The 20,199-nt window shown below is 69.4% G+C and carries 16 protein-coding genes; 7 read left to right on the forward strand and 9 right to left on the reverse strand.

All coding sequences use genetic code 11. The annotated features are described in order from the left end of the window. Nucleotides 1-94: 94 nt before the first annotated feature. Nucleotides 95-361: a hypothetical protein gene (locus ABT342_RS35990; protein ID WP_351583100.1), complete on the forward strand. Its 267-nt coding sequence runs from the start codon at nt 95-97 to the stop codon at nt 359-361. 137 nt (nt 362-498) lie between these two features. Here ABT342_RS35990 and ABT342_RS35995 read toward each other — a convergent pair whose 3' ends face one another. From ABT342_RS35995 to ABT342_RS36005, 3 genes are all read right to left on the reverse strand, one after another. After that, nucleotides 499-1,971 (reverse strand): prenyltransferase/squalene oxidase repeat-containing protein, encoded by a 1,473-nt coding sequence (locus tag ABT342_RS35995; RefSeq protein WP_351583103.1) that lies wholly within the window; start codon nt 1,969-1,971, stop codon nt 499-501. Between the two features lie 69 nt (nt 1,972-2,040). Next, on the reverse strand, nt 2,041-3,009 hold the full coding sequence (locus ABT342_RS36000; RefSeq protein WP_351583106.1) for a terpene synthase family protein: 969 nt from the start codon (nt 3,007-3,009) through the stop codon (nt 2,041-2,043). A gap of 44 nt (nt 3,010-3,053) precedes the next feature. Next, a complete protein-coding gene (locus ABT342_RS36005) occupies nt 3,054-4,106 on the reverse strand; it encodes a polyprenyl synthetase family protein (protein WP_351583109.1) in 1,053 nt (350 codons plus the stop codon). 961 nt (nt 4,107-5,067) lie between these two features. On the opposite strand from ABT342_RS36005, the gene ABT342_RS36010 reads away from it, so the two are divergent. Beyond that, the gene (locus ABT342_RS36010) at nt 5,068-5,322 is read left to right on the forward strand and encodes a hypothetical protein (protein ID WP_351583112.1); all 255 of its coding nucleotides are present in this window, start codon (nt 5,068-5,070) and stop codon (nt 5,320-5,322) included. Next, the gene (locus ABT342_RS36015) at nt 5,319-5,693 is read left to right on the forward strand and encodes a PIN domain-containing protein (RefSeq protein ID WP_351583115.1); all 375 of its coding nucleotides are present in this window, start codon (nt 5,319-5,321) and stop codon (nt 5,691-5,693) included. The genes ABT342_RS36010 and ABT342_RS36015 overlap by 4 nt, the downstream gene beginning before the upstream one ends. 84 nt (nt 5,694-5,777) lie before the next feature. Here ABT342_RS36015 and ABT342_RS36020 read toward each other — a convergent pair whose 3' ends face one another. From ABT342_RS36020 to ABT342_RS36045, 6 genes are all read right to left on the reverse strand, one after another. Beyond that, nucleotides 5,778-8,606 (reverse strand): IS5 family transposase, encoded by a 2,829-nt coding sequence (locus ABT342_RS36020; RefSeq protein ID WP_351583118.1) that lies wholly within the window; start codon nt 8,604-8,606, stop codon nt 5,778-5,780. 124 nt (nt 8,607-8,730) lie between these two features. Continuing rightward, a complete protein-coding gene (locus ABT342_RS36025) occupies nt 8,731-9,771 on the reverse strand; it encodes an SGNH/GDSL hydrolase family protein (RefSeq protein ID WP_351583121.1) in 1,041 nt (346 codons plus the stop codon). A gap of 1,231 nt (nt 9,772-11,002) precedes the next feature. Further along, nucleotides 11,003-12,916, reverse strand: a complete 1,914-nt coding sequence (locus tag ABT342_RS36030) for a TniQ family protein (protein ID WP_502965674.1) — start codon at nt 12,914-12,916, stop codon at nt 11,003-11,005. After that, nucleotides 12,916-14,175, reverse strand: coding sequence for an AAA family ATPase (locus ABT342_RS36035; RefSeq protein WP_351583127.1), 1,260 nt, complete (start codon nt 14,173-14,175; stop codon nt 12,916-12,918). Before ABT342_RS36035 ends, ABT342_RS36030 begins: the two co-directional genes overlap by 1 nt. Further along, nucleotides 14,172-16,397 (reverse strand): transposase, encoded by a 2,226-nt coding sequence (locus tag ABT342_RS36040; protein WP_351583130.1) that lies wholly within the window; start codon nt 16,395-16,397, stop codon nt 14,172-14,174. The genes ABT342_RS36035 and ABT342_RS36040 overlap by 4 nt, the downstream gene beginning before the upstream one ends. Next, nucleotides 16,397-17,179 (reverse strand): TnsA-like heteromeric transposase endonuclease subunit, encoded by a 783-nt coding sequence (locus ABT342_RS36045; protein ID WP_351583145.1) that lies wholly within the window; start codon nt 17,177-17,179, stop codon nt 16,397-16,399. Before ABT342_RS36045 ends, ABT342_RS36040 begins: the two co-directional genes overlap by 1 nt. A gap of 255 nt (nt 17,180-17,434) precedes the next feature. On the opposite strand from ABT342_RS36045, the gene tpg reads away from it, so the two are divergent. The 4 genes from tpg to ABT342_RS36065 all read left to right on the forward strand — a co-directional run bounded on the left by tpg (nt 17,435) and on the right by ABT342_RS36065 (nt 19,701). After that, nucleotides 17,435-18,025: a telomere-protecting terminal protein Tpg gene (tpg, locus tag ABT342_RS36050; RefSeq protein ID WP_351583133.1), complete on the forward strand. Its 591-nt coding sequence runs from the start codon at nt 17,435-17,437 to the stop codon at nt 18,023-18,025. A gap of 102 nt (nt 18,026-18,127) precedes the next feature. After that, nucleotides 18,128-18,901, forward strand: a complete 774-nt coding sequence (locus ABT342_RS36055) for a hypothetical protein (RefSeq protein ID WP_351583136.1) — start codon at nt 18,128-18,130, stop codon at nt 18,899-18,901. Nucleotides 18,902-19,195: 294 nt separating this feature from the next. Beyond that, on the forward strand, nt 19,196-19,429 hold the full coding sequence (locus ABT342_RS36060) for a hypothetical protein (protein WP_351583139.1): 234 nt from the start codon (nt 19,196-19,198) through the stop codon (nt 19,427-19,429). Further along, on the forward strand, nt 19,429-19,701 hold the full coding sequence (locus tag ABT342_RS36065; RefSeq protein WP_351583142.1) for a hypothetical protein: 273 nt from the start codon (nt 19,429-19,431) through the stop codon (nt 19,699-19,701). The genes ABT342_RS36060 and ABT342_RS36065 overlap by 1 nt, the downstream gene beginning before the upstream one ends. The last annotated feature ends 498 nt before the right edge of the window (nt 19,702-20,199 follow it).

Below are 20,199 nucleotides of genomic sequence, written 5' to 3' on the forward strand. Positions count from 1 at the left end.
GGTATTTACGGGGTGCTGCCATGGTGCTGGTGGTTCTCCTTCGCCAGGACGGTAACCCTGGCATCAGGGACTCCACAAATCTCAGTACAGCTCAGTGGGCGACAGGAAGTTCAGAGAAGCCTGCGTCCGCTGCTCCCTCCTGCGCCCCGACCCTGCCCAGCGCGGCCGGCTGGTGGAGATCCGCGACAACCTCCTCGACCGGATCGCCGAGGCCGAGCGCGAAGGCTGGCTCGGCGAGATCGAAGGACTCCAGGTCAGCCTGGCCGGCGCCGAATCCAAGATCAGCCAGATCGACTCGGCGGCCCCCGGCGGGCGCATACTGCTCGGCCTACCCACACCAAGAGCGGACCGGCAGGGGTGAGCAGCCGAGCTGATGCTGACGGGCGCCGGACGAACAGTCATGAGCCACGACGAGCTCGCTGATGCCCTGGCCCGTGCCAGGAGCTGATGCTGCGGACCTCATCCCGGTCGCAGGCGGTGGCGGGTGCTTCGCTGACTCTACTGGGTGAGGGTGTATGCGGCGAGGACGGTGGATTTGACCAGCGCAGGTGGCAGAAAGAGTGCTTTGCCGACCCAGAGTTCAGCGTGGTCGTCCTGGTCGAGCGAGGCGGTGAGGAACTGGTGGGCCCGGTGGCGCGGGCCGTCGGGGATGGGGCCGTGGTGGGGCGCCAGGGAGTCGAGGGCGAGCACGGCCCAGGCGGATTCCTCCGGGCGGCCGGTGCCGGTTCCCCAGGAGCCGTCGGGCTGCTGGGTGTCCAGCAGCCACTGCCAGGTCCCGCTGACCGCGTCGGGTGCCACCTGGGCGAGGCCGGGTACGACGTGGGCGGTGGCGTAGTAGGGGGAGCGGTGCCACTTGTCGGCCCACCAGGCTTTCTCGCGCTGGGCGGAGATCAGGAAGTTCTTGCACTTGTCGATCTGCGTGGTGAAGCGATCGCGGTCGGGGGCCAGGGCTTCCAGGACGTGGCCGTTGGCGCTGATGGCGGGGTGGCGTTCGAAGGCGAAGGCGCGGAAGTAGTGCTCGTCCTCGAAGCCGAGCAGCGTCTGTTGGAGCTGTTCGTAGGGCCGGCCGAACATGCGCAGGACGCTGACAACCATGGCGGTGTCGTCGGCGTCGAAGAAGTCGTTGTTCGTCATGGTCGGCAGGCCGTGGGGGGCCTCGGCGGCCAGGGCGGCGAGCCGGTCGACCTGCTGACCCATCGACGCGGAGTCCAAGCCCGCGCGCCCAAGTGAGTACAGGCTCCAGGCCGGTTCCATGACGTCGATGAGGTACCACTCGGGCATGCCGCCGTCACCTGCCGAGCGGGCGGCGTTGCGGAGGTAGTCCAACGCGGCCGGGTCACCGGTCGCCTGCCAGTACACCCCCGTCGAGGCGGTGCTGTTGGCGATGGACCCGTCCGAGGAGGCGAGCGCGGCGACCGCCGCCACCGGGATCACGTCGGTCAGTGTCTCCAGCGCGTGCAGCAACGGCGTCCGCACGGTGGTCAGAAACCCTGCCGGGACCTTCGCGAGCTTGCGCTCCCGCAGCTCGGTCAAGGCGCTCACGATGTGTGGCGGCAGCCGCAGGCCCAGCTCCTGGGCCTGGGCCACCAACGTTGGGGCGACCAGCTCGAAGGCGAGCATCTCCTCCTGGCCCTGCGCCCAGGGGTCAGGGTGGCCGTTGAGGTAGGTGATCCCGGCCCGCACGGCTTCGCGCACCCAGGCGCCGGGCGCGGTCCGCAGCGCGGTGACCGCGGCGAGGGTGCTGAGGAACCGGTCCTGGGCTGTTGGGACCACACCTCCCCAGGAGCCGTCCGCGTGCTGATGGCGGCGCAGCCACTCCAGCGTCTCGGGGAACACCGGCCGGCCCTGGCCGTCACGCAGCCGGGCGGCCCACGCGGTGGCGTAAGCCGAGGATTTCACGGAACGGGTCCCGAACCCGCTGACGAGCTCCTCCACACGCTGCAGCACTTCTTCCTCATCCGGCTTGTGCACGTAGCCTCCTCATCGACCTAGCGCGAAAATGCGGAATCAAACGATTCAGGACTGATTCACGGAAACCGTTCAGCCCTCGATATAGCGGCCAAATCCGGATACGACGAAGAGTGCCGTATGCAGTCGGAGGACACGCTCCGTTCCGCGCACGTACGCGCGCACTTCAGGAGAGGGCGACGCCGACAAACTTTGTAGAGACCGGGCCGCCACTTCCGCCTCCCCGACTATCATCTCGGAAATGCGCGCAATCGCATCGCTCAAGCTGCAACCCTGCTCACGCATCAACACATTGGGCAGGTTGACTGAGAGCTGCCCGTCGCGCCTCTTTTCGCCCTCGTAGGAAAACAGATCATTGACCCATCCGGAAAGATTGGAAAAGGCGCGATTTAGCCTCACGAGCTCTGGATCGTTCCGCTGCACGTCCGGCAACACGTGACCGCTCATCGGCTCGGCGATGGCTCGCTCCAGGACAGCCGCGATCGAGTGGCGGCGCGCGTATAGGTACGTCTGGAGGCTAGGCTGCCCACCTGTGTTGCGGAGCTGGGCCTCCCACTGCCAGCCGAGCAGTACGCCATGCAGCGCGTTTCGCAGGTTTCCCTGCTGGCGGGGGTCCCACGCCTGGGCGCGGCGGAGAATATCGGCGAGCGCAGTCTCGAACCCCGGAGCGGATTCCGTGAGGGTTCCGTCGAGGGCTTCAAGGAGCGCGAAAGTGTGCCGGGCAACGCTGTCGGCTGCCGTACTGTCAATGCGCTCAGCGTGGATGTCGTCGAAAGCGGCGAACCACATGAAGATATCGCAAATGAGCTGTTGATTCTCTTTGCTGGCGTCGGGGTAGGCTGCGATGAAATAGATGCTGTTGCAAGCGGTTTTCCCGAGGTGTGCGAGAGTCTCGCGGTCTGCCAGACGGTGGCGGTGTGCGAAGTCGACCATGCGGGTGCCGAGCTCCTCGGCCAGACCGCGGTCGACGGACAGGTCCAGTGCGGGAAAATACCTGCCAATGGTCTCCAGAAGACGCCCGTGCGCCGGTGTTGCATCCATGGGTATGTGTCCCTCCTGGGAGAGCGATCGAGCGAAGCATCGGCCTATCTAGTGCTTTCTGCGAAGAATCGTGCGAGCGAAATGATGTCGGCTCGGGCGGTGTCGTCCCTCATGAAGCGCCCCAAGGGTGCGATCGCGGCTTCGAGCCGGACCTCTATTTCTCGCCGGGTGCGTGCGAGGCCTCCGCAGCGTTCGATCAGTACTGCGGCGCGGGCGGTTTGCTCAGCCCCCAGGAGCCCGCTGCCCTGGCCGAGCAGGTCCGCGAGTTCGTCGCGGTCGGGGCCGGCGGCCTCGAGTGCGACGATCACCGGAAAGGTCTTCTTGCGCTTCTCCAGGTCGGCCAGTGCGGGTTTCCCCGTCTGCTCCGGCTCACCCCAGATGCCGAGCAGGTCGTTGCGCAGCTGCCAGATCAAGCCGAGCTCGCTTCCGAATGCCGCCAGGCCATCGACGCCCCGGACCCCGGTGAACATCGCGCCCAGAACGCAGGGGCAGCTGAAGGTTGCGCATGCCTTCCCGTCCACCATCTGCAGATACTCCGCCAGGCTGACGTCACTACGCCGTTCGAAGTCAATGTCCTGGAGCTGAGCCACATTGAGTTTCACGAGGGTCTGCGAGAGCTTCCGGACGGCCACTGCGGCATCCATGCGCCGCTGCAGGGTGAGGATCTCCATGGCCAGACTGTTCATCGCGGTACAGGCAAGCAGCGCGCGGTCGACACCGAACACCGACCACGCGGCCCGCCGGCCCCGGCGGACGGTGTCCCCGTCGATGATGTCGTCCTGCATCGTGGCCGCGTTGGAAGCCAGCTCGCACGCGACAGCTGCGGGAAGGGCCGGGCGCCAGTCGGCGCCGTCGGCCGCCGCGCACAGCAGCGCCAGCAGTCCCGCCCGATGCCGGCCACCGCCAGCGTGTACGCGGATTCCGTTCTCATCGCACCACCCGAAGTGGTAGCCGACGATTCGGGCGGCCGCCACGTCCAGACGCCCGACTGCCTCTTGCACGCCGAGCTTGATGTCCGACTGCGCCTGATTGATCCGGTGATGCGAGATCATATGACTGGACGAACGCATGGATTCGTTCCCCTTCGGAGCCTTCATGCCCGGCTTCACGCACGCCTTGCTCTCAGGAGACAGCGCACGCCCCCCGGCCGGTCGCACCAGCAACCGCCCATCCTCGACTCGACGCCCGGTGTCCCCCTTCCTCTTCGCAGCACAGGGCGCCCTCTACACCGTCAACGGAGCGTCAGCCCCACCAGAGCTCGGAGCCTGCACCAGTCCCTTCCCTTCCAGCGCGGCCCGCCACTCTTGGAGAAAGGGGCGCCCCAGGACCACAGAGGATCACAGCATGTGCCAGGGACATGACACGCGCGCCCCTTGTGCGCTCTCACACCAGCCATGCGCCCTTTCTCGCCCCTGCAGCGGACACGGCGATGCCAGAGGCCAGGCGGCACCGGCCGAAGGCGGGTACAGGCGTGATACCATCAGCACTCGATTCCGTCGGGGTCACAGCAGGCACCGACGCGCCACCGGCACAGGACCTGCGGCCGGGCCGGGGGAACATCTGCCTGAACGCCTCCACGCGCTGGGCGCGAGGCCCTGTCTAGGGCGGTGCATAGCGGGGCCGGGCGGGACACGACAACTGCCGCCCGGCGCTGCTAGTTCAGAGAAGACACCAACCCAAACGTCAGCACCCCACTCCACACGGCGCGCGCCATGGCAGTCACCTCCTGACCTCCCATGGCACTGCGGCTGCGTACTGATCGCATCCCTGCCGCGGTTCGCGCAACCCGCGCGCCGGGTGCTGAGAGGCCAGCAGCCGGGTGAGGGGGGGTCTGTGGGCTGCCACCCCACCGTCTGCCTCATGGCTACTCTGCGAGACCGCAGCCGGGTGCCCACCTCCTCACCTGCAAGCAGACCAGCCACAAGAACGCTTTACGGCCATCCCAAGGCGATTCTCCGGCACGGCGCTGCCCTGGCCCCGTCAGTGATCGCTACCCGGCTATGCCCGAGGCAGGCCGAGCGGCGGACCGGTGGGTTCTACCGGCGGTAGAATCGCGTCATGAGTAAGCCGACGAGCATCAAGACCAGCGAAGAAGTGCGCGACAGGCTGCGCATCCTCGCGGACGAGCGCGGCACCACCATCACGGAGCTGCTGGAGGAGCTCGCTACTCGCGAGCTCACGGCTGCCGAGCGGGAGCAGCGTGCCCTCGAGGCTGCTCGCGAGCTTGGCGTCGAGTACACCGAGCAGGTCGAGCAGGCAGGCCAGGACGCCTGGGCGAAGATCCGCGCCCATCAGGGCAGCGCCGCAGCATGAATCTGACGGCCGTCTTGGACCACACCGCTTTGACCGCTCTCTATCAGGCGGACCCGTTCTTCACCGGCCTGTACATCGAGGCCTCGCGCGGCACCGGTCGCGTCCTGGTCCCGTCGCTGTCCGTCCTTGCTGCCGAGCGTCAGGTTGCAGGAGCGGGCAAGCACGCAGCTTCGCTGCGGTTCGCGGAGAGCGTCCCGTTCAGCACGGCGCACGCCGTCGATGTGATGGACTGGACGAACGTGGACTGGCCGGTGGCTCACGCGGCGGCGATCGCCTGGCAGGCGGTCAAGGCGGGTGAGCCGCTCACGGTCTTGTCACTTGAGCCCGAGCTGTACGCGGGAACGGGTATCACCCCGCTGAATCCCACCTGACCACGTTGCATCCAGACGCTGGCGCGCCTCGCAGGAACGGCGGCCGTTTCACAGTTTCACTGGAAACGGCCGCCAACTGCATTCTCAGCGCGCGTTGCGCAGGTACTCGCGCCGTGCGGTGACCAGCGTCCGCCAGCGGCTGCGGGTGGGCTGCTCGCCGTCCAGCCACCGCGCCGCGGAGGCGCCACTGAGGGGAAGGCCGGCCATGAAGTGGGCGATGTCGACGTAGTACGCGTAGTCGCCGCCCTGGGTGACGTCGCGCAGGCGGGCGATGGAGGCGGTCGCCGCGTCGTCGGGGCCGAGGACGGTGTGGTGGAAGCACATCGCGAGCTCGAGCGTGACGTCGGCAGAAGTGAGACCGGCGACGCTGATCTCGGTACGCAGGACGCGGGCACGGTCCTCCACGTCACCGGTGGTTCCGGCGTCGCGTACGAGGGCGGCGATTCGGGTCGTCAGGGTCGTGGCCCGCAGGTCGAGCCCCGTCAGGAGCTGCTCGGCGAGATGGAGTTCGTCGTCGGCCTGGTCGGGGGCGGTGAAGGCGACGACGAAGGCGCGCTGAGCCTGGGACGTGGAGCGTTCGCCGGCGACGCCGTGCTCTTCGGCCTCGGTGCGGGCTGCTGCGTAGGCGGAGGCCGCGCGGTTCATGTCGCCATGGGGCCACCAGATGTCGCCCTCGACCCGGTGGTGACGGCCCGCCCATCCGAGCGTGCGGGCGGTGTCGGACGCGGTGGGGAAGTCGCCGGCGAGGCGGGCGAGGTGGGCCAGGCCGCGACGGGCCGCGGGGGCGAGGCGGCCGCCACCGTCGGCGACGAGCTGCATGCCCCGGCGCGAGGCGTCGGAGCGGCCGAGGTCGCGCTGGGCCTTGGCCAGGTAGTAGACAGCCATCTCGTGCAGATCGGTGGGAAGCAGCCCGCTGTCGGCGACTGCGGCGAGCCGGTCGGCGGTGCGTTCGCGGTGCTCGTGCTGCCGCCGGGCGAGCGCGCTGAGCAGCTCGACCAGGGCGTCAGCGGCTGTCTCCAGCGTGCTGGCCGACTCGGGCCGGGTGGGTGGGGCGAGCGGCTCCCATACGGAGTCGCTCACGTAGCTCCACGCCGCCTCCGCCAGCCACCCCAGACCGAGCCGGAAGTCGCGGGCGAGCAGCAGGCCTTGGCCCAGGCAGCTGACGAGCAGCATCCGGTCCCGCTCGGTACCCGTGGTCCACTGCTCGCCGAGTGCGGCGAGGGCACGTTCGGCGGCCTGGTGCCAGTCGCGTGGGGACCAGCGGTCGTCGGCCTGGTCGTCGGCGTTGCGCACGGTGGAGCGGATCAGGCCGTGCAAGTGGTAGGGCCACAGCCCGAAGGCGTTTTCGCGGACGAAGGGCCGCTCGATCAGCCGCATCGCCGGTGCCTCGTGCAGCATGCCCGCGGCCCGGGTCGCCAGAGCGAGATCGAAGGCGTCCAGCAGGGCGACCGATCGCAGGACGTGCCGCTCCTCGGGAGTGAGATCGCTCAGTGTGCGGGCGATCAGGGCACCGAAGTCATGGTCGAAGTCGGCCGGGACCGGCTCGCGGCCGGTCCGGCGGATCTCCAGGAACCGCATCACCGACAGGTCGAGGTAGAGCGGCAGGCCGTGGGAGCGGTTGGTGATGACCTGGCGGATCTCAGCGTTGACGAGGGGCTGGCCGTCGCGGGCGAGACGGCGGGCGAGGTAGTCGTCGCAGTCCTCGGGGGAGAAGTCCCCGACCAGCACCTGCCGCCCGCCGCTCCGCGCGGCCCCGGTCGCCGCAGTACGGGCGTTCGGCATGACGGCGGAGGCCGCCAGGCCAGGCCAGGCCTCCGGCCCGGTGTAGTCGAGCTGGCCTTGCAACGCAGGCTCGGCCCACTGCAGCCGGGAGCGGCCGGTGACGATGAAGAACGCGTTGGGCATCAGCCACACCACCCGCTGGATGAGGCGCTCCAGGTCACGGTGGGTCCGGTCGCCGACGTCCTCGAAGGTGTCCAGCAGGATCACCGGCGTCACGCGCTTGTCCGCAGGCAGCTGGGCCAGCTCCCACGCCAGCAGGTGCGGATAGAAGGACAGCGCCTCCAGATCGGCCTCGGCCTCCAGCAGATCGGCGAGCCTCGCACACCGGGAGAGCGCGCGGACAGTCTGCCGCCGCTCCCGCAGCGCCCTCGTGAGGGAGCCTGCCACCGCACCAACCGCCGTGCCCACGCTGCCCGGTAGCAGCAGGGCTTGGGCGACGTCCGCGAGAGCGGCCTGCATCTGCTGCGGCATCGCCTTGCCGAACCGGCTGACCAGGATGATCGATTCGAAGAGGTCACGCAGGTGCGCCAGCGCGGGGCGGGCTCCGTCGCGGTCCTGGACGCTCGCGCTGGTAACCATGACGACCAGGAGCAGGCCGATGGTGTCCACGATCATGTGGCGCTTGCGGCCCGCCACCTCCTTGCCCGCGTCGTACCCGCGGCTGCCGGCGTCGACCGTTTCCGCGGCGCGTACCGACTGCGAGTCGATGATCGCGGCGGTCGGATCGGGGTCCCGGGCCCTCCGACCGGGGACCTCGTCGCGCAGGTCGTTGTGGACGGCGTCGACGCTTCCGTCCTGCCACCACCGGGTGAAGACCTTGTGCACCGTGCGCCAGTGCGGGAAGTCGTCCGGCAGGTTGCGCCACTTGTTGCCGTTGTCCGCGACGTAGAAGATCGCGTCCACGATCAACCGGCGGCAGTACTCCTCCGGCCGCCCGCCATTGCCGTCCAGCCAGGCCGGCCACGGCAGCATCACCGCGATGACGAGCCACTCCGCGTCAGTGGTGTCCGAGGTGTAGCGGCGGTGCCGAGCCGGATGACGGCGGCTGTGGCCGAACCGGCAGGCCAGGCACGGGCAGTCGACTTGCCCGTTCGGGGAGACAGCGGGGGCGGCAGGGGCGTACAACGGCATGACAGGACCTCCTGGCGCGACTGGGCTTCGACACCACAGTTGCTACCAGGAGGTCCTGGCCATGCACGTCACTTCTTCGATTCTCACCCGCCCACGAGGGTCGGTTTGGTCACGGGTTTTCAGGTCAGCGTTCGAGGAGGGCGATGCGGATGGCTCGCTCGACGTGGTTCGCGACGTTCTGGTGGCCCGCTGCGTTGGGGTGGACCAGGGTGGCGCGCTTGCCGACGACGCCGCAGTTCAGCTTGCCGATCGCGGCGGGCCAGTAGTCCCCGGCGTTGCCGCAGAGGCCCTCGACCCACTTGGTGTCGGCGGGCTGGCAGGCGTCGTGGCCGATGCTGGAGGAGTAGATGTCGACGTACTTGTCGCCGAAGAAGTTGGAGGCGCGCTGGATCGTGCTGTTCAGCTGCTTCAGCACGTCGTCGCGGAGCCAGTCGACGTCGGCGTGCTTGATGAGGCTGAGTTCGGTGAGGGCGAGGCGGTTGCAGGCGCTGCCGTCCTCCGGCAGGACGGCCGGGTAGCCGACGGTGATCACCTTGGCGTTGGGTGCGGCCGTGTGGACCTGGGCCAGCATCTGGATGTACTCGTCCTGGACGCGGGCGAGCTTGTGCTCGATGCTCTCCTCGCCCTCCGGGGGGTTGGTGTAGTGCTCGCGGCAGGAGCCGGAGACCTTGGCGCCCTCTTCCAGGCACTTGAGGAGCATGCCGCCGAAGGGCAGGCTGTTGCCGCCGACGCCGATGGTGACGATGTCGGTCTGGTCATTCAGGCCGGCCCGCTTGATCTGGGTGTCCACCGCCAGCCAGCCGGCCTCAGGCTGCTCCACCGGGCTGATCGGCGTCTGCTTGGTCGTGCCGATGTCCGTGATGACGGCGGCGCCGCAGCTGACGTTGGTCAGGTGGACGTCCTTGCCCGGCGGGAACTCGTCCAGCTCCTTCTGAACCAGGCCGGGGTAGGCGCCGCTGGTGCGGTCGCAGCCGTCGCGGGACGCGTCACCCAGCGCGGGCAGAGGGTCGCCGACGAAGACGCCGGCGGTGTACGAGTCGCCCAGCGCGGCCCACTCGTACTGGTCGGCCGCACCGGCCGCACCGGAGGGCAGGAGGGCGGACGCGGCCAGCGCGAGCCCCACGGTCAGGGCGCGCAGGCGTGGGCGGGAGACAGGGTGTCGCATGGTTCCTCCAGGATCGGCAAGAGACGCCCGGGGCGGCAGGTGGCCCGGGCGAAGGCAACGCCCAAGATCGTCCAGGCTGCGGAGCCATCCGTTCCGCGAATCGGGCCGATCACCCACGATCGAGCTAAATGATCAGATCTTTCACCTTGCCGTGGCCGCCGGGCCGTTGCCCCGTGCGGTGCGGTGCCGAACGACGGGATGGGGGAGACCGGAGACAGGACGACAGACTGGCCGGGCCCGGCTCTCCTACCGCCAGGCCGAGGAGATCTTCGAGGAGAACACCCGCCTGCTGGCCAACCCGCTCACCCGAGGACGTCAAGGACCTGGACGGCTTCGCGCTGCACCGGCTCCGCCACAGCGCCCTGACACACGACGCCGAACACGGCACCTCCACCCCGATGCTGCTGGCCCTCCCGCCACGCCTCTGTCCGTTCCCTGGAGCGGACGCCCGCCCCGGCGTCGACTCGGTCGCGCGGCACGTCGCCGCGCGCGACCCTTCTTGTCAACGGATGCGGTAGTGCCTTCCCCGGCGCTACCGCAAGCCGTCCGCGCGGGCGATCCTGGAGGCATGGCCCGCCGTCGGCACTGCTACGTCTGCGGCGCGTGCTCCCGAAGAAGGCGACACGGCGGCGCCTGTACTGCGGTCCGGCCTGCCGGGCCCAGGCGTACAGGGACCGGCAGGTCACGGTGCGGATCGGGGCCCTGGGCGGGTTGCTGATGAGGGCCCGAGCAACCGATGACGGCCGCCTCCTGCGGCGGCTGCTGTGCCCGGTGTGCGGACGCATGACCTACGCGGCGGGGTCCCGGCGTCGGAACGCCAAGTACTGCTCTGCCCGTTGTCGGGACCGTGCATACCGGCGCCGGCACCGGCAGTACCGTCACGTGAAGGCGTCGGAAAAGCGGGCTGTACCGACTGGTACGACGCACTGACGTCACGCAACGCCCATCTTGTTGGCGGACTTGTCGCAGGTCAGCGATAGCGCTGGAACCCACCGGCGGGTTACTTGTTCCCTGGTGTCCGAGGTACGGCTTCAGGGCTTCCACCCAAGACGCCCTGACCTGCGCCGTCAACTGTGACTTTGATCGGTGGTTGGCGACTGCGTGAGGAATCGGCGCCGGTAGCTTGTGTGCGTTGATTGGCAGTTGGCGGGGTTGTTGATCGCTAGTTGGCGGCTCGTGGCCGTGGTGGTCACGGTTCGTGTTCTCCAAAAGTCGATGGTCAAGGATTCGCTCACCCGTCATTGCTGGTGGCGAGCGTGTGCGCGTGGTTCGTGAGAGCCGATCGCAGTTCGAGGTAGTAGGGAAAGCCGCGAGGCCAGAGGAGGCGGTGCCGGATGAGGCCCTTCGGGCTGGCCTGGTCAGGCTCGGAGGCACTGGGGCCAAGGTCCCGGCTCGTAGGAGCGAGGCTCATTTCGCTGCCGGTGAGCTGAGACCAGATGAACTCGGAGGCGCATTCCTGGAGCAGGCCCTCGACCTCGTGTTCGGGGATGGTCCAGCGGTTGCGGTGAGGGCGGGGCAGCCCAGCCTGGATGACGCCCCAGGCTGCGGGGTCCATGGCCCAGTCGGCGAAGCGACGACGTCTGGCCCGGTAATCGACGGGCGGCCGAAGGTTGGAGATGTGCTGACCGAGCCCTTCGAAGGCGGGCACGAGATCCTCGGGCCGGTGTTGGTAGCGGTGAAGGGGGTGGAGCTTCCGTTTGTGGACATCGGAGAGGTGCCATTCCTCTGGGATGCCGAGGAACTCAGCAGCACCGTCCATCTGCATTCCTGTGGCGATCTGGACGAGTTGAACTGCCGCGAAACGGCGGAAGACGGCGCTTCGGGCGAGGGCGGTCCCGCCGCTGTGCGTGACCATGACGGTGAACCAGTCATCCGGCAGCCATTGAGGGACGTGCTCGGGGAGGTAGCCGCGGTCGCGGACGGCGGTGATCGGCTGGCGGGCTCGCTGCCATGTGGGTTTGCCCACCCGTGCGGTCGGGACGAAGGGTGGGGGCAGCGAGGCCCGGACCTCCTTCGTGAACGCGGGGACCTCGCTTGTGCGGATCATGGTCCAGGTCCGTCCCCAACCGAGTGCCGAGGGCGGGGGAGCGTTTCTGAGCAGGGCGTCGACGGCCTGGCCGAAGGCGGCCTGAGGCAAGGCGAGCAACCGGGATGAGATGTCCATCAGAGCGGCCGTGGCGAGGGCTGTGAGTGGCGGCGTCGTCCAGAGGCGGCGCTGTTGGGCCGCAGTGCGTGAGCCGGGATCGCAACGGCTTTGCTGATCGATTTCGTGGTCAAGGGCCTCGGCGAGCCGAGGTTCGGGAGTCATGGAGGCTGCGCCTGGCCAGCTCGCGATGACGATGGTCGCGACGGTGTGAAGGTCCTTGAAGGCGCTGGCGGCGTGGTCGTTGTCGGAAGAGGGGCCGAGCAGGCCGAGGATCCGCTGCTGGAGAGCGATGAGGTTCGAGCTCGGAGCCGGCGAGTCTCCATCGTCCTGCGGGGTGTCGAGCCGGTAGCCGCAGGTCGGGGCAGCCGAGCGCTCGGAATCCCTGTTCCGGCACTGGGCGGGGTGAAGCCCTGCTGTGCCCGCGGCGGCGATCAGCCTGGTCCCATCACTGGAGCGGCTGTCCTGGGCGGGGCGGGAGCACCCGGGGCAGGTGTGCCGGAGGAAGACCTTGTGCTCGACGCAGGCGAAGACCACCGGGAGCCGCCACAAGATCTTCCACGGACCGCCGTGCCGGCGTTGGATCTCGCTGCCGTCCCCGGCCAGGCAGGAAGGGCAGTATCGAGTGTGCGTGGCGAGGATCCAGGGCGGAAAGAAGCCTCGCGGGCGGAGCTGCCCGGCTTGCCCGGGGCGGGTCAGGGCCTCCGTGACCGGCGGGTAACGGTCGGCCAGCGGGCGGAAGGTGAGGGCGTCGAGGGTCGGCTCGGGAAGACGCAGAGCCGCTGCGACGATGCTCAGTTGGGTGGCTTCCAACATCAGCAACCGGTTGAAGTTCGGGGTGGCCTTACTGGGAGAGGGTCCTTGGTGCAGGCCGGTTCTGGAGGCGACGTCGCCGGGGGTGGTCTCGAGCCGGTGGGCCAGTCGGATGACCAGGCCGGGCAGGCTCTCGCCGGGCAAAGGGAGAAGGCCGCGTGGGAGTGGCCGTTGCCCTGGGAACGTCATCAGATTCCCGTCGCAGTGGCCGCCGGGCCGCGGTCGTCGAACACGGTGTTCCTCTTCTTCCGGGCTCGGGTGGCCTTCCGGGCCGGGCCGGCGCCGTCGGGAAGGGCGGGAATCTCGCCGGCTCCCGGATCCCGGCCGGGGTCGTCGAGGCTGATGACGATCTCGTCGAGTAGGGCTTCGTCCAGGACTTCCTTGCCGCTATCCATGGCCTCCTGGGCGCCGTCCTCGACGAGACGCTCCAGGAGACCGACCACGCCGCCGGTGCGACGGATGAGGTACTCGGGCATGGAGCCACCGGTGAGCATGCCTGGCTTGGCATTCAGCAGGCGCAGATTCCCCTCCAGGCCGCCGAGGTGGTCGTGGAAGGCTGTCATCTCCTCGGCGGTGCCGTAGCGAAAGCGGTCGAGCTCGACGAGGTCGAAGCGGCGTTCGGTCTGCGTGGTCTCGAAGCCGTGGACGCGGGCGTGCTCGGAGGACGGCATCACCCATTGCCGTGTCTTGCCGTCCCAGCGGGCTTCCCTCAGGAGCCCGGACCCCGGGATGTCGACGCCGACGAGGATGAGGGTGACGTTCATGCTCATGAAGGCGCGGATCAGGTCGAGGGTGTCCTGGTCGTCCGCCCGGTGCATGCGCAAGCGCGTGACATCGTCGAGGATCAGGGCCTTGACGCCGTGGTCATCCAGGGACTGTGCCACCTGTCGGATCAGCTGGGGCAGGTTCATGCTCTGGGAACCCGCCCCGAAGAAGTCCAAGACTGCCTGGCAGGTGCTCTTCGGCTTCGCGGTGACCGGGGTCTGAACGTAGGCGACCGGGGCGTGCAGGTCCCAGGTGCCCTCGACGGCGTCCGGGTTGAGATGGGAGTGCATCGCCAGCCAGGAGTCCTCGAAGGACGCGGCGACCTCGCAAACCGTCTCGGTCTTGCCCTGGTAGCCCCACCCGCTGACCATCACCCCGGCCCGGGTGGCCGGCTTCTGCTTGAGGGCGTTGTTCCGCAGCCGCCGGTTGATCAGTCTCGACACCTTCAGCGACATCGGCGTCTCCTGCAGCGGAAGGTTCACGTGGGTCGCCGTGCGATGCAGGTCATAGAGCGAACGCCGGTGAGGGGTCAGGGCCCGCCACTCGGTGAACGTCAACTGCGGTGCGGGGGCGAAACGGCCGCGCGTAGTGCGGTAGTGCTGCCAGCCTTCGAAGGTGTCCCGCCGCGGCGGCTTGCCCGTGATCATCTGGGCCAGGGAAACCGGCGAGAGGATCTCGTTCACGCGTTCTCCTTGGCCGGGCCGTGGCCCGGCTCGTCGTCCTCGTCCGGGGGCAGAAGGAACAGGCTTCGGCGGCGCAGGGCCTCGCCCAGCCGCGGCGGAGGCGTCGGCTGGTGTGCGATCGCCTCGCGGCGCCGACGCCGGTCGGCGTCGACGGCCCGCGCGACGGTGTCGGCCTGCTCCGGCCACGACACCACCTCGCCGACGGCGGCCGAAGTCCGGTCGGCTTCGGCCGCTCGGCCCTGATGGGCCCGCCGGGACCGGTCTGTGCGATCGCGCTTCCTCGTCTTCTGAGTCGGCCACTGATCGACCGGGATCGCCTCACCGAGCACGTCCAGCAGGACGGGCAGGAGCTCGGAGTCCGAGCGCGGGGCGAGGCGGCGCCGGCGTACTTCCTCGAGGAGGTCCTCGACGGACCGGTCGGAGAACGCCGGCACTTCGCCTTCGGGCGGCAGACCGGTCCAGCGCAGAGGGTGCCAGCAGTCATGGTCGTCGGCGTCCTGGAAGAACACCGTTCGCCGGTCGCGGCGGTCCGAACGGACGATCCACTTGCCCTTGTGCTTGCCGCCGCGTGCGGAGGGCCGCTGGTGGCGGGGCTCGTCCAAGACTGGGTCGTGATACCAAAGGCCGAGGATCTTCACTCCCCGCCGGGGATGGATCTTGACGTGGTGCCGTCTCAGGAGGCGGTGGTAGAGCTCCGGACCGGGGATCTGCAGGGCGAAGCCGCCTTGCTGCATGGAGGCGGCGAACAGCGAGTTCGGGCTGTGGTCCTCACCCGGGCCCCAGGCCGGCGCGTACTCACCCAGCACCCGGTTCTGCCACACCTTCACGACCCATGTCGCGATCAGATGCTCCATCTGGGAGATGGTCAGCACCGCGTCGCCTTCCGGGTCCGCACCGCGATCGGCGACATCGACGCCGGTGAAACCGAGCAGATGCTCCAGCAGCAGGCTGTTGACCGCGGAGAACGCCCGCTCAACGGCGAACTTGTCCGTCGGCCTCAGGGTGCGGGCCGGCAGGATGTTGCAGCCCAGCGTCCGTTCGACCTCCACCACGTGGTGGTTCTTGTAGGCGGAGCCGTGATCGGTGGTCACCGTCTCCGGCGAGAAGAACGGCAGAGCCGCGACCTTGTGCCCGGCGAACTCGGCGACCACCGACGCAGGAACACCCGGATAGGGCCACTCCATCTCCTCGCCCCAGCCGTCCCGCATCGGCAGCGGCATCATCACGTCCCGCAGCAGCATCGCGACGTCCACCGACGTGTCCGCCACCATCGTGAGACGAAACGCGACGATCGAGTGCGTATAGAGATCCAGCGCGAGGGTGAGCATCACCGAGACCGGCTCCCCGAACACCGTCTCCCGCACCTTCACCGGCAGCGGCGTGGTGTCCAGCGCCACCACCTGGCCCGGCCGGTGCACCACCACCCTCGGCGACGTGTCGCTCGCCGCTTCCGCCGAGCGGACGTAGCGTGCCCGAGTGCCGTCCGGCCCGAACCACTCCGCCCAGACATTCCGGAGGGTGAAATAGCCCGGAATCTTCTCCGCCGGGAAATCGGGAAACTTCTCCACCACGTACTGGTGCATCAGCCGGTGCCGGGCCCGCATGCTGATCCTCGAACGGTCCACGCACTCCCGCTTCACCGCGAAGATCGCTTCGCGGACCTCTTCGGTGATGCTGTGCCGGCCCCCGCTCCGCCGGGTCCACCGGCCATCCGCGCAGGCCGCGACCAGATCTTCACCGCAGGCGCCGGCCAGCCGCTCCAGAGTCCGCTCGCTCATATAGGACAGGCCCAGAAGCTCGGCTTCCTCACGGTTGAGCGCGGCCAGCTCGAGGGCTTTGGCCCGACGGCGCTGTGTCACGGTCGTGCTCGCCGGGTCGTAGGCCGCCCGCGGCTCTCCGGGCAGGGCCCGAACAGGGCTCCCCGACCGGTAGCCGGTCTCCGCCTCCAGCACATGCGCGGCTCGCATCCGGGCCCGCCTCAACTGGACCCCCGTCAAGTCCGCCGCAGTCACGGGCTGGATGCCCCCGAGCTGACTCCCGCGGGCAGACGCCCCAGGCCAGCACTCCGGATGACCGACCAGCCACCGGAACGACCGGCTCTCCACCTCTCCGCCCGGTCCGGTCACGACGACCTGCCCGGACTGGGGTCGCACCTCCGCGATCCTCCAGGCCGTGCCGCCGATCTGGAGCTCCAGGCCCGCGGCCAAGTCCAACAGCGCCATCAGGACCCCTCCCGGGCCCGGTCGTTCAACCACACTGCGGACGTGTCTCCGAGCGGTCGGCCCAGGTCAACGCCAAGATGACGCCGCCAGAGCAGGTGCAGGGCCTGGGCCCGAGCGACGGCCGGAAGTGATGTCGCCTCGACCAGATCCACGAACGAGAGCGGCCCTGCTGTCACGGCCGCCACCAGCTCCTCCTGGAGGAGGAGAGGGTCCTGCAAGGGCCGGCGCTGAGCGGACAGCGCGTCCAGAACGGAAAGGACGTGCGGGTGCCAGCCGGTCGCGACCGTGTAGCGCCAGCCGCAGGCCGCCGCCGCCTCACTGGTCGCCGCGAACTTCAGCGCGTCCTCGTCCGCGATCAGCCTCCGAGGGCGAACGTCGAACAGCCATCTCCCGCCGTCCGGCATCAGCGCGAGAAAGTCCGGCGTGTGCTCGGAGCGGCCACTCGCGTGCTCGAAGTCGAGCCGGAACGGTTGCGGGAAGACCTCGGCCACCCTCACGAAGTCCAGGGCCAACAGCAGCCGGGCCTCCTCCAGCGACTCGAAGCCGTGGAGCCGACCCGTGGACACCATGAACTGCAGCCCCGGCCGGTGCCGCTGCCGTGCCCGCCAGGCGAACCGCCTGACCGGCCCCGAGCCATGCACGGGCACCGCGTCCAAGTCCCGCAGCGGCCAGACCACCTCGTCGCCGCCGAAGCACCACGTCGTCGACCACCGTCTCTGCCAGGAGGTACCCAACGAAAGCCGCCCCCGTACGCCGTCGGCAACCGCGTACGGCAGGACCATCCCGTCCAACCCGCACACATCCGACCGGACGCAGTCCCCGAACCCTGTATCCATCCCCCCACGTCAGCATCACGGCGGGGCCACCGTTCCCGTATCTCCACACCTGACCGCAACTCAGGGTTACCGGATCGGCTTGTCGCCAACCACCGATCAAATCCGCCAACCATCGATCAACGTCACAGCCCCCGACAGCACCCGCACTGACCTGCGCGAACGCGGACTCTGTCCACAGGCCGGGGCCCAGAGCATGCCGGTATGACGAACGACGATGCACAGCAGCCGGCCCCGGGCCGCGGCAAGGTCCTGGAAGCCCTCGCGCAGGCAGAGCGGAAGGTCTTCACCCGGCCCGCGCCGAAATCCGCAAAGGCCCAGATGAAATTCCTCCTCACGCGCGCGAAGGGCTCGACCAAGGCCCTGGCCGAGCGCCTGGGCGTCTCCCGCCGCACGGTGGAGCGCTACCGCGCCGGGACCCTGACGACCCCGCAGAAGCGGCTCCAGGCCGCCCTGGTGGAGGAGACCGAATCCCAGTGGCAACCGCAGGTCAGAGCCCAGGTCCGCGAACAGGCATCGACCACCAGCGGCATGATGGTGGATGTGGTCGCCTACTTCGGATTCGTCGGCAAGGGCAGCTCGGACGACGGCCGCGAGCGCTCCATCACCACGGACATCTCACCCACCTACGCCAAGCAGATCCTGGAGCTCCAGGCAGCCGGAGCGACGGACGAGGATCTGCATCCGCTCGTCGCCGAGGCCATCACCGAGTCCTATTTCACCGAATGGGGCACCCGAGCCAAGGGCCTGCGCGCAGATTTCACAAACGTTGTGTCGATAGCTTTCCGGTTCTGACCCGGACAAATTCCGAAGCTGCTATAAACCGTATTCGGCGGGTCGTCGACAACGCTCTGGCGGCGGCCCGCTCCCTGATTCCGGACCATGATTGCGAGGCCGATGATGACCACGCCCTGGCCGCCCCGGCACACCGCCCGCCGTCCGCTCCCCCCACGCGTCGCCGCGCCCCGCGAGCCGGTCGACCCGGCCCGCATCGGCCGCCGCGTCGTACGGCGCGAGGCGAGGGGCATGGACGCGGGCCTTGTCGCGGCGGCCCTCGAGGAGGCGAGGTTCGAGGCGCGGCAGGCGTCCCGGTACGAGGACCTCGCCGACGACCTGCGCGGCCCGGCGGAGCTCGCGGAGTGGGAGCGCATCGCCGCGCTGCTCTCCGCCGCGCCGGCGGGCACGGTGTACAACCCGGACGCCGACGTCGTCGTCCAGGCCGAGCTCGCCGCCGACGCCGCGGCCGCCGCCGCCCGGGAAGCCGAGCTGCGCGAAGCCGTCCGGATCGCGGCCCGAGCCAACCACCTCCAGGTGCTGCGCGACCTCGGCACCCTGGACCAGTCCGAGCCGGCCGAAGGCGACGAAGCCGTACGCGACGAGCTCACCCGCCGCGCAGGCGGCTACGTCCAGGCCGACGTCGACGCCTGGCTCGCCCACGCCCTGGCCACGCACCGCGGGCACTACCGCGACCCGGCCGCCCGCAACGCCGCCGCCGACCTCCTGACCCCGCCCGTCCTCGCCCACGCCGCCCTGCTCGGCGAGCTCGTCCGCCTGGTCCCCGACGCCCGCGCTGACGAGCTGGCGTTCGCGGCCCGGCTCGCCGCCACCGAGCCCGAGGCCGTCGGCGCGCTCGCCGCGCTCCTCACCCGCGCCCGCCCCGAGGTCCCCTGACCGGGCCCCTCCGGTGTCACGCTCACAGGGCGTGTGCGTGACACCGGCTGTCACGCACACCCCGGAAAGCGTCACGCCGCCTTCAATACGTCCGCGAATGTCCGTTTCAACAACGCCCCGGGGCCGTCCAGGCCGGGATTCGCAGGCGGCGTGACACGTAAAAGTTGAAGCCCCGGACGCTGGCGATCCGTACGGAACGTGATCGTGAGCCCGGGTTCGGCCGGAGTGGTCCCGGGCCCCATGGCCCGGCGATACCGTGGTGAGCAACGCCAGTTCTGCCCTCTGGAGCCCTCGATGAGCGAACAGCCGGCCCCCGCCGACACCGCCGCCCGGCGACTGGAGCCCGCGGCCGCCGACGCGGTCCGTGCGTACGCGGCCAAGACCCGCGCCGACGCTGACCGGTTCGCCGCCGTCCTGGAGGACATCGCCACCAACGGCCTGCCCGACCCCGAGCAGTGCACCCCGTGGGAGGAGCTGCGCGAGGCCCATCTCGCCCGCCTCGCCTCCCAGCGCCCGGCCGTCGCCTGATGCCCCCGCAGCACGGCCCCCGCCGCGCCCGGATCGCGTTCTCCGACTCCGCCGCCAAGCAGCTGGAGAACCTGGCCAGCGAGGCGGAGATCCACGCCCTGGACCGCGCCCTGGTCGTCGTCTCCGTCGACCCCGAGGTCGGCGAGCCGATCCCCGGCGACACCGCTGGCCCCCAGCTGCGCGAGTACGCCGACGAGGTCGAGCGCGTGCGCTTGTTGTACTGGGTGACGGCTTTGCGGACCGTGGTCGTGGTCGCCTACCTCGAGGTCTGACCCGCGACGTCCTGGACCAGGCCGACCGCGTGCTGCTGGCGCGGCCGGCCCCTCCACATGTTCGTTGGTTGGTGAGGGATCGGGTCCGCCGGTTGGTGAGGGATCGCTCGCGTACAAGGAAGACCTAAGACTGACTGACCAGGGGACGAGCGCACTCTTCACACCCGCCGTAGGCGAAGTACCGGAAGTACAGCCGGGCAGTCCTCGCCTCCGGCGGGCTCGCCACCCGCCTTGCACCCATCGCCGCGCCGCCGTCGGCCCAGAGCTCCAGGCCGACGGTGCGCCCTGCAACACGCCCGTGCAACGCACGAGTGCAACAGAGTCCGCGTTGCGGCCATGACCTGCGGCAACACCCGCACAGCGCCGATCGGGCGCGTGTTGCGCTCCGCGTTGCAGGCCCCGGTGCGATCTCTCGGTTTCGGCACAGCGGGGTGGGAGACAGTGGGGTTTGGGTCTGTTGTTGCTGGTCGGTGGCGGTTCCGGGGCTGTGAGGTCACT

The organism is Streptomyces sp. NPDC000410, assembly GCF_040300305.1.
In the GTDB taxonomy this organism is placed as follows: domain Bacteria; phylum Actinomycetota; class Actinomycetes; order Streptomycetales; family Streptomycetaceae; genus Streptomyces.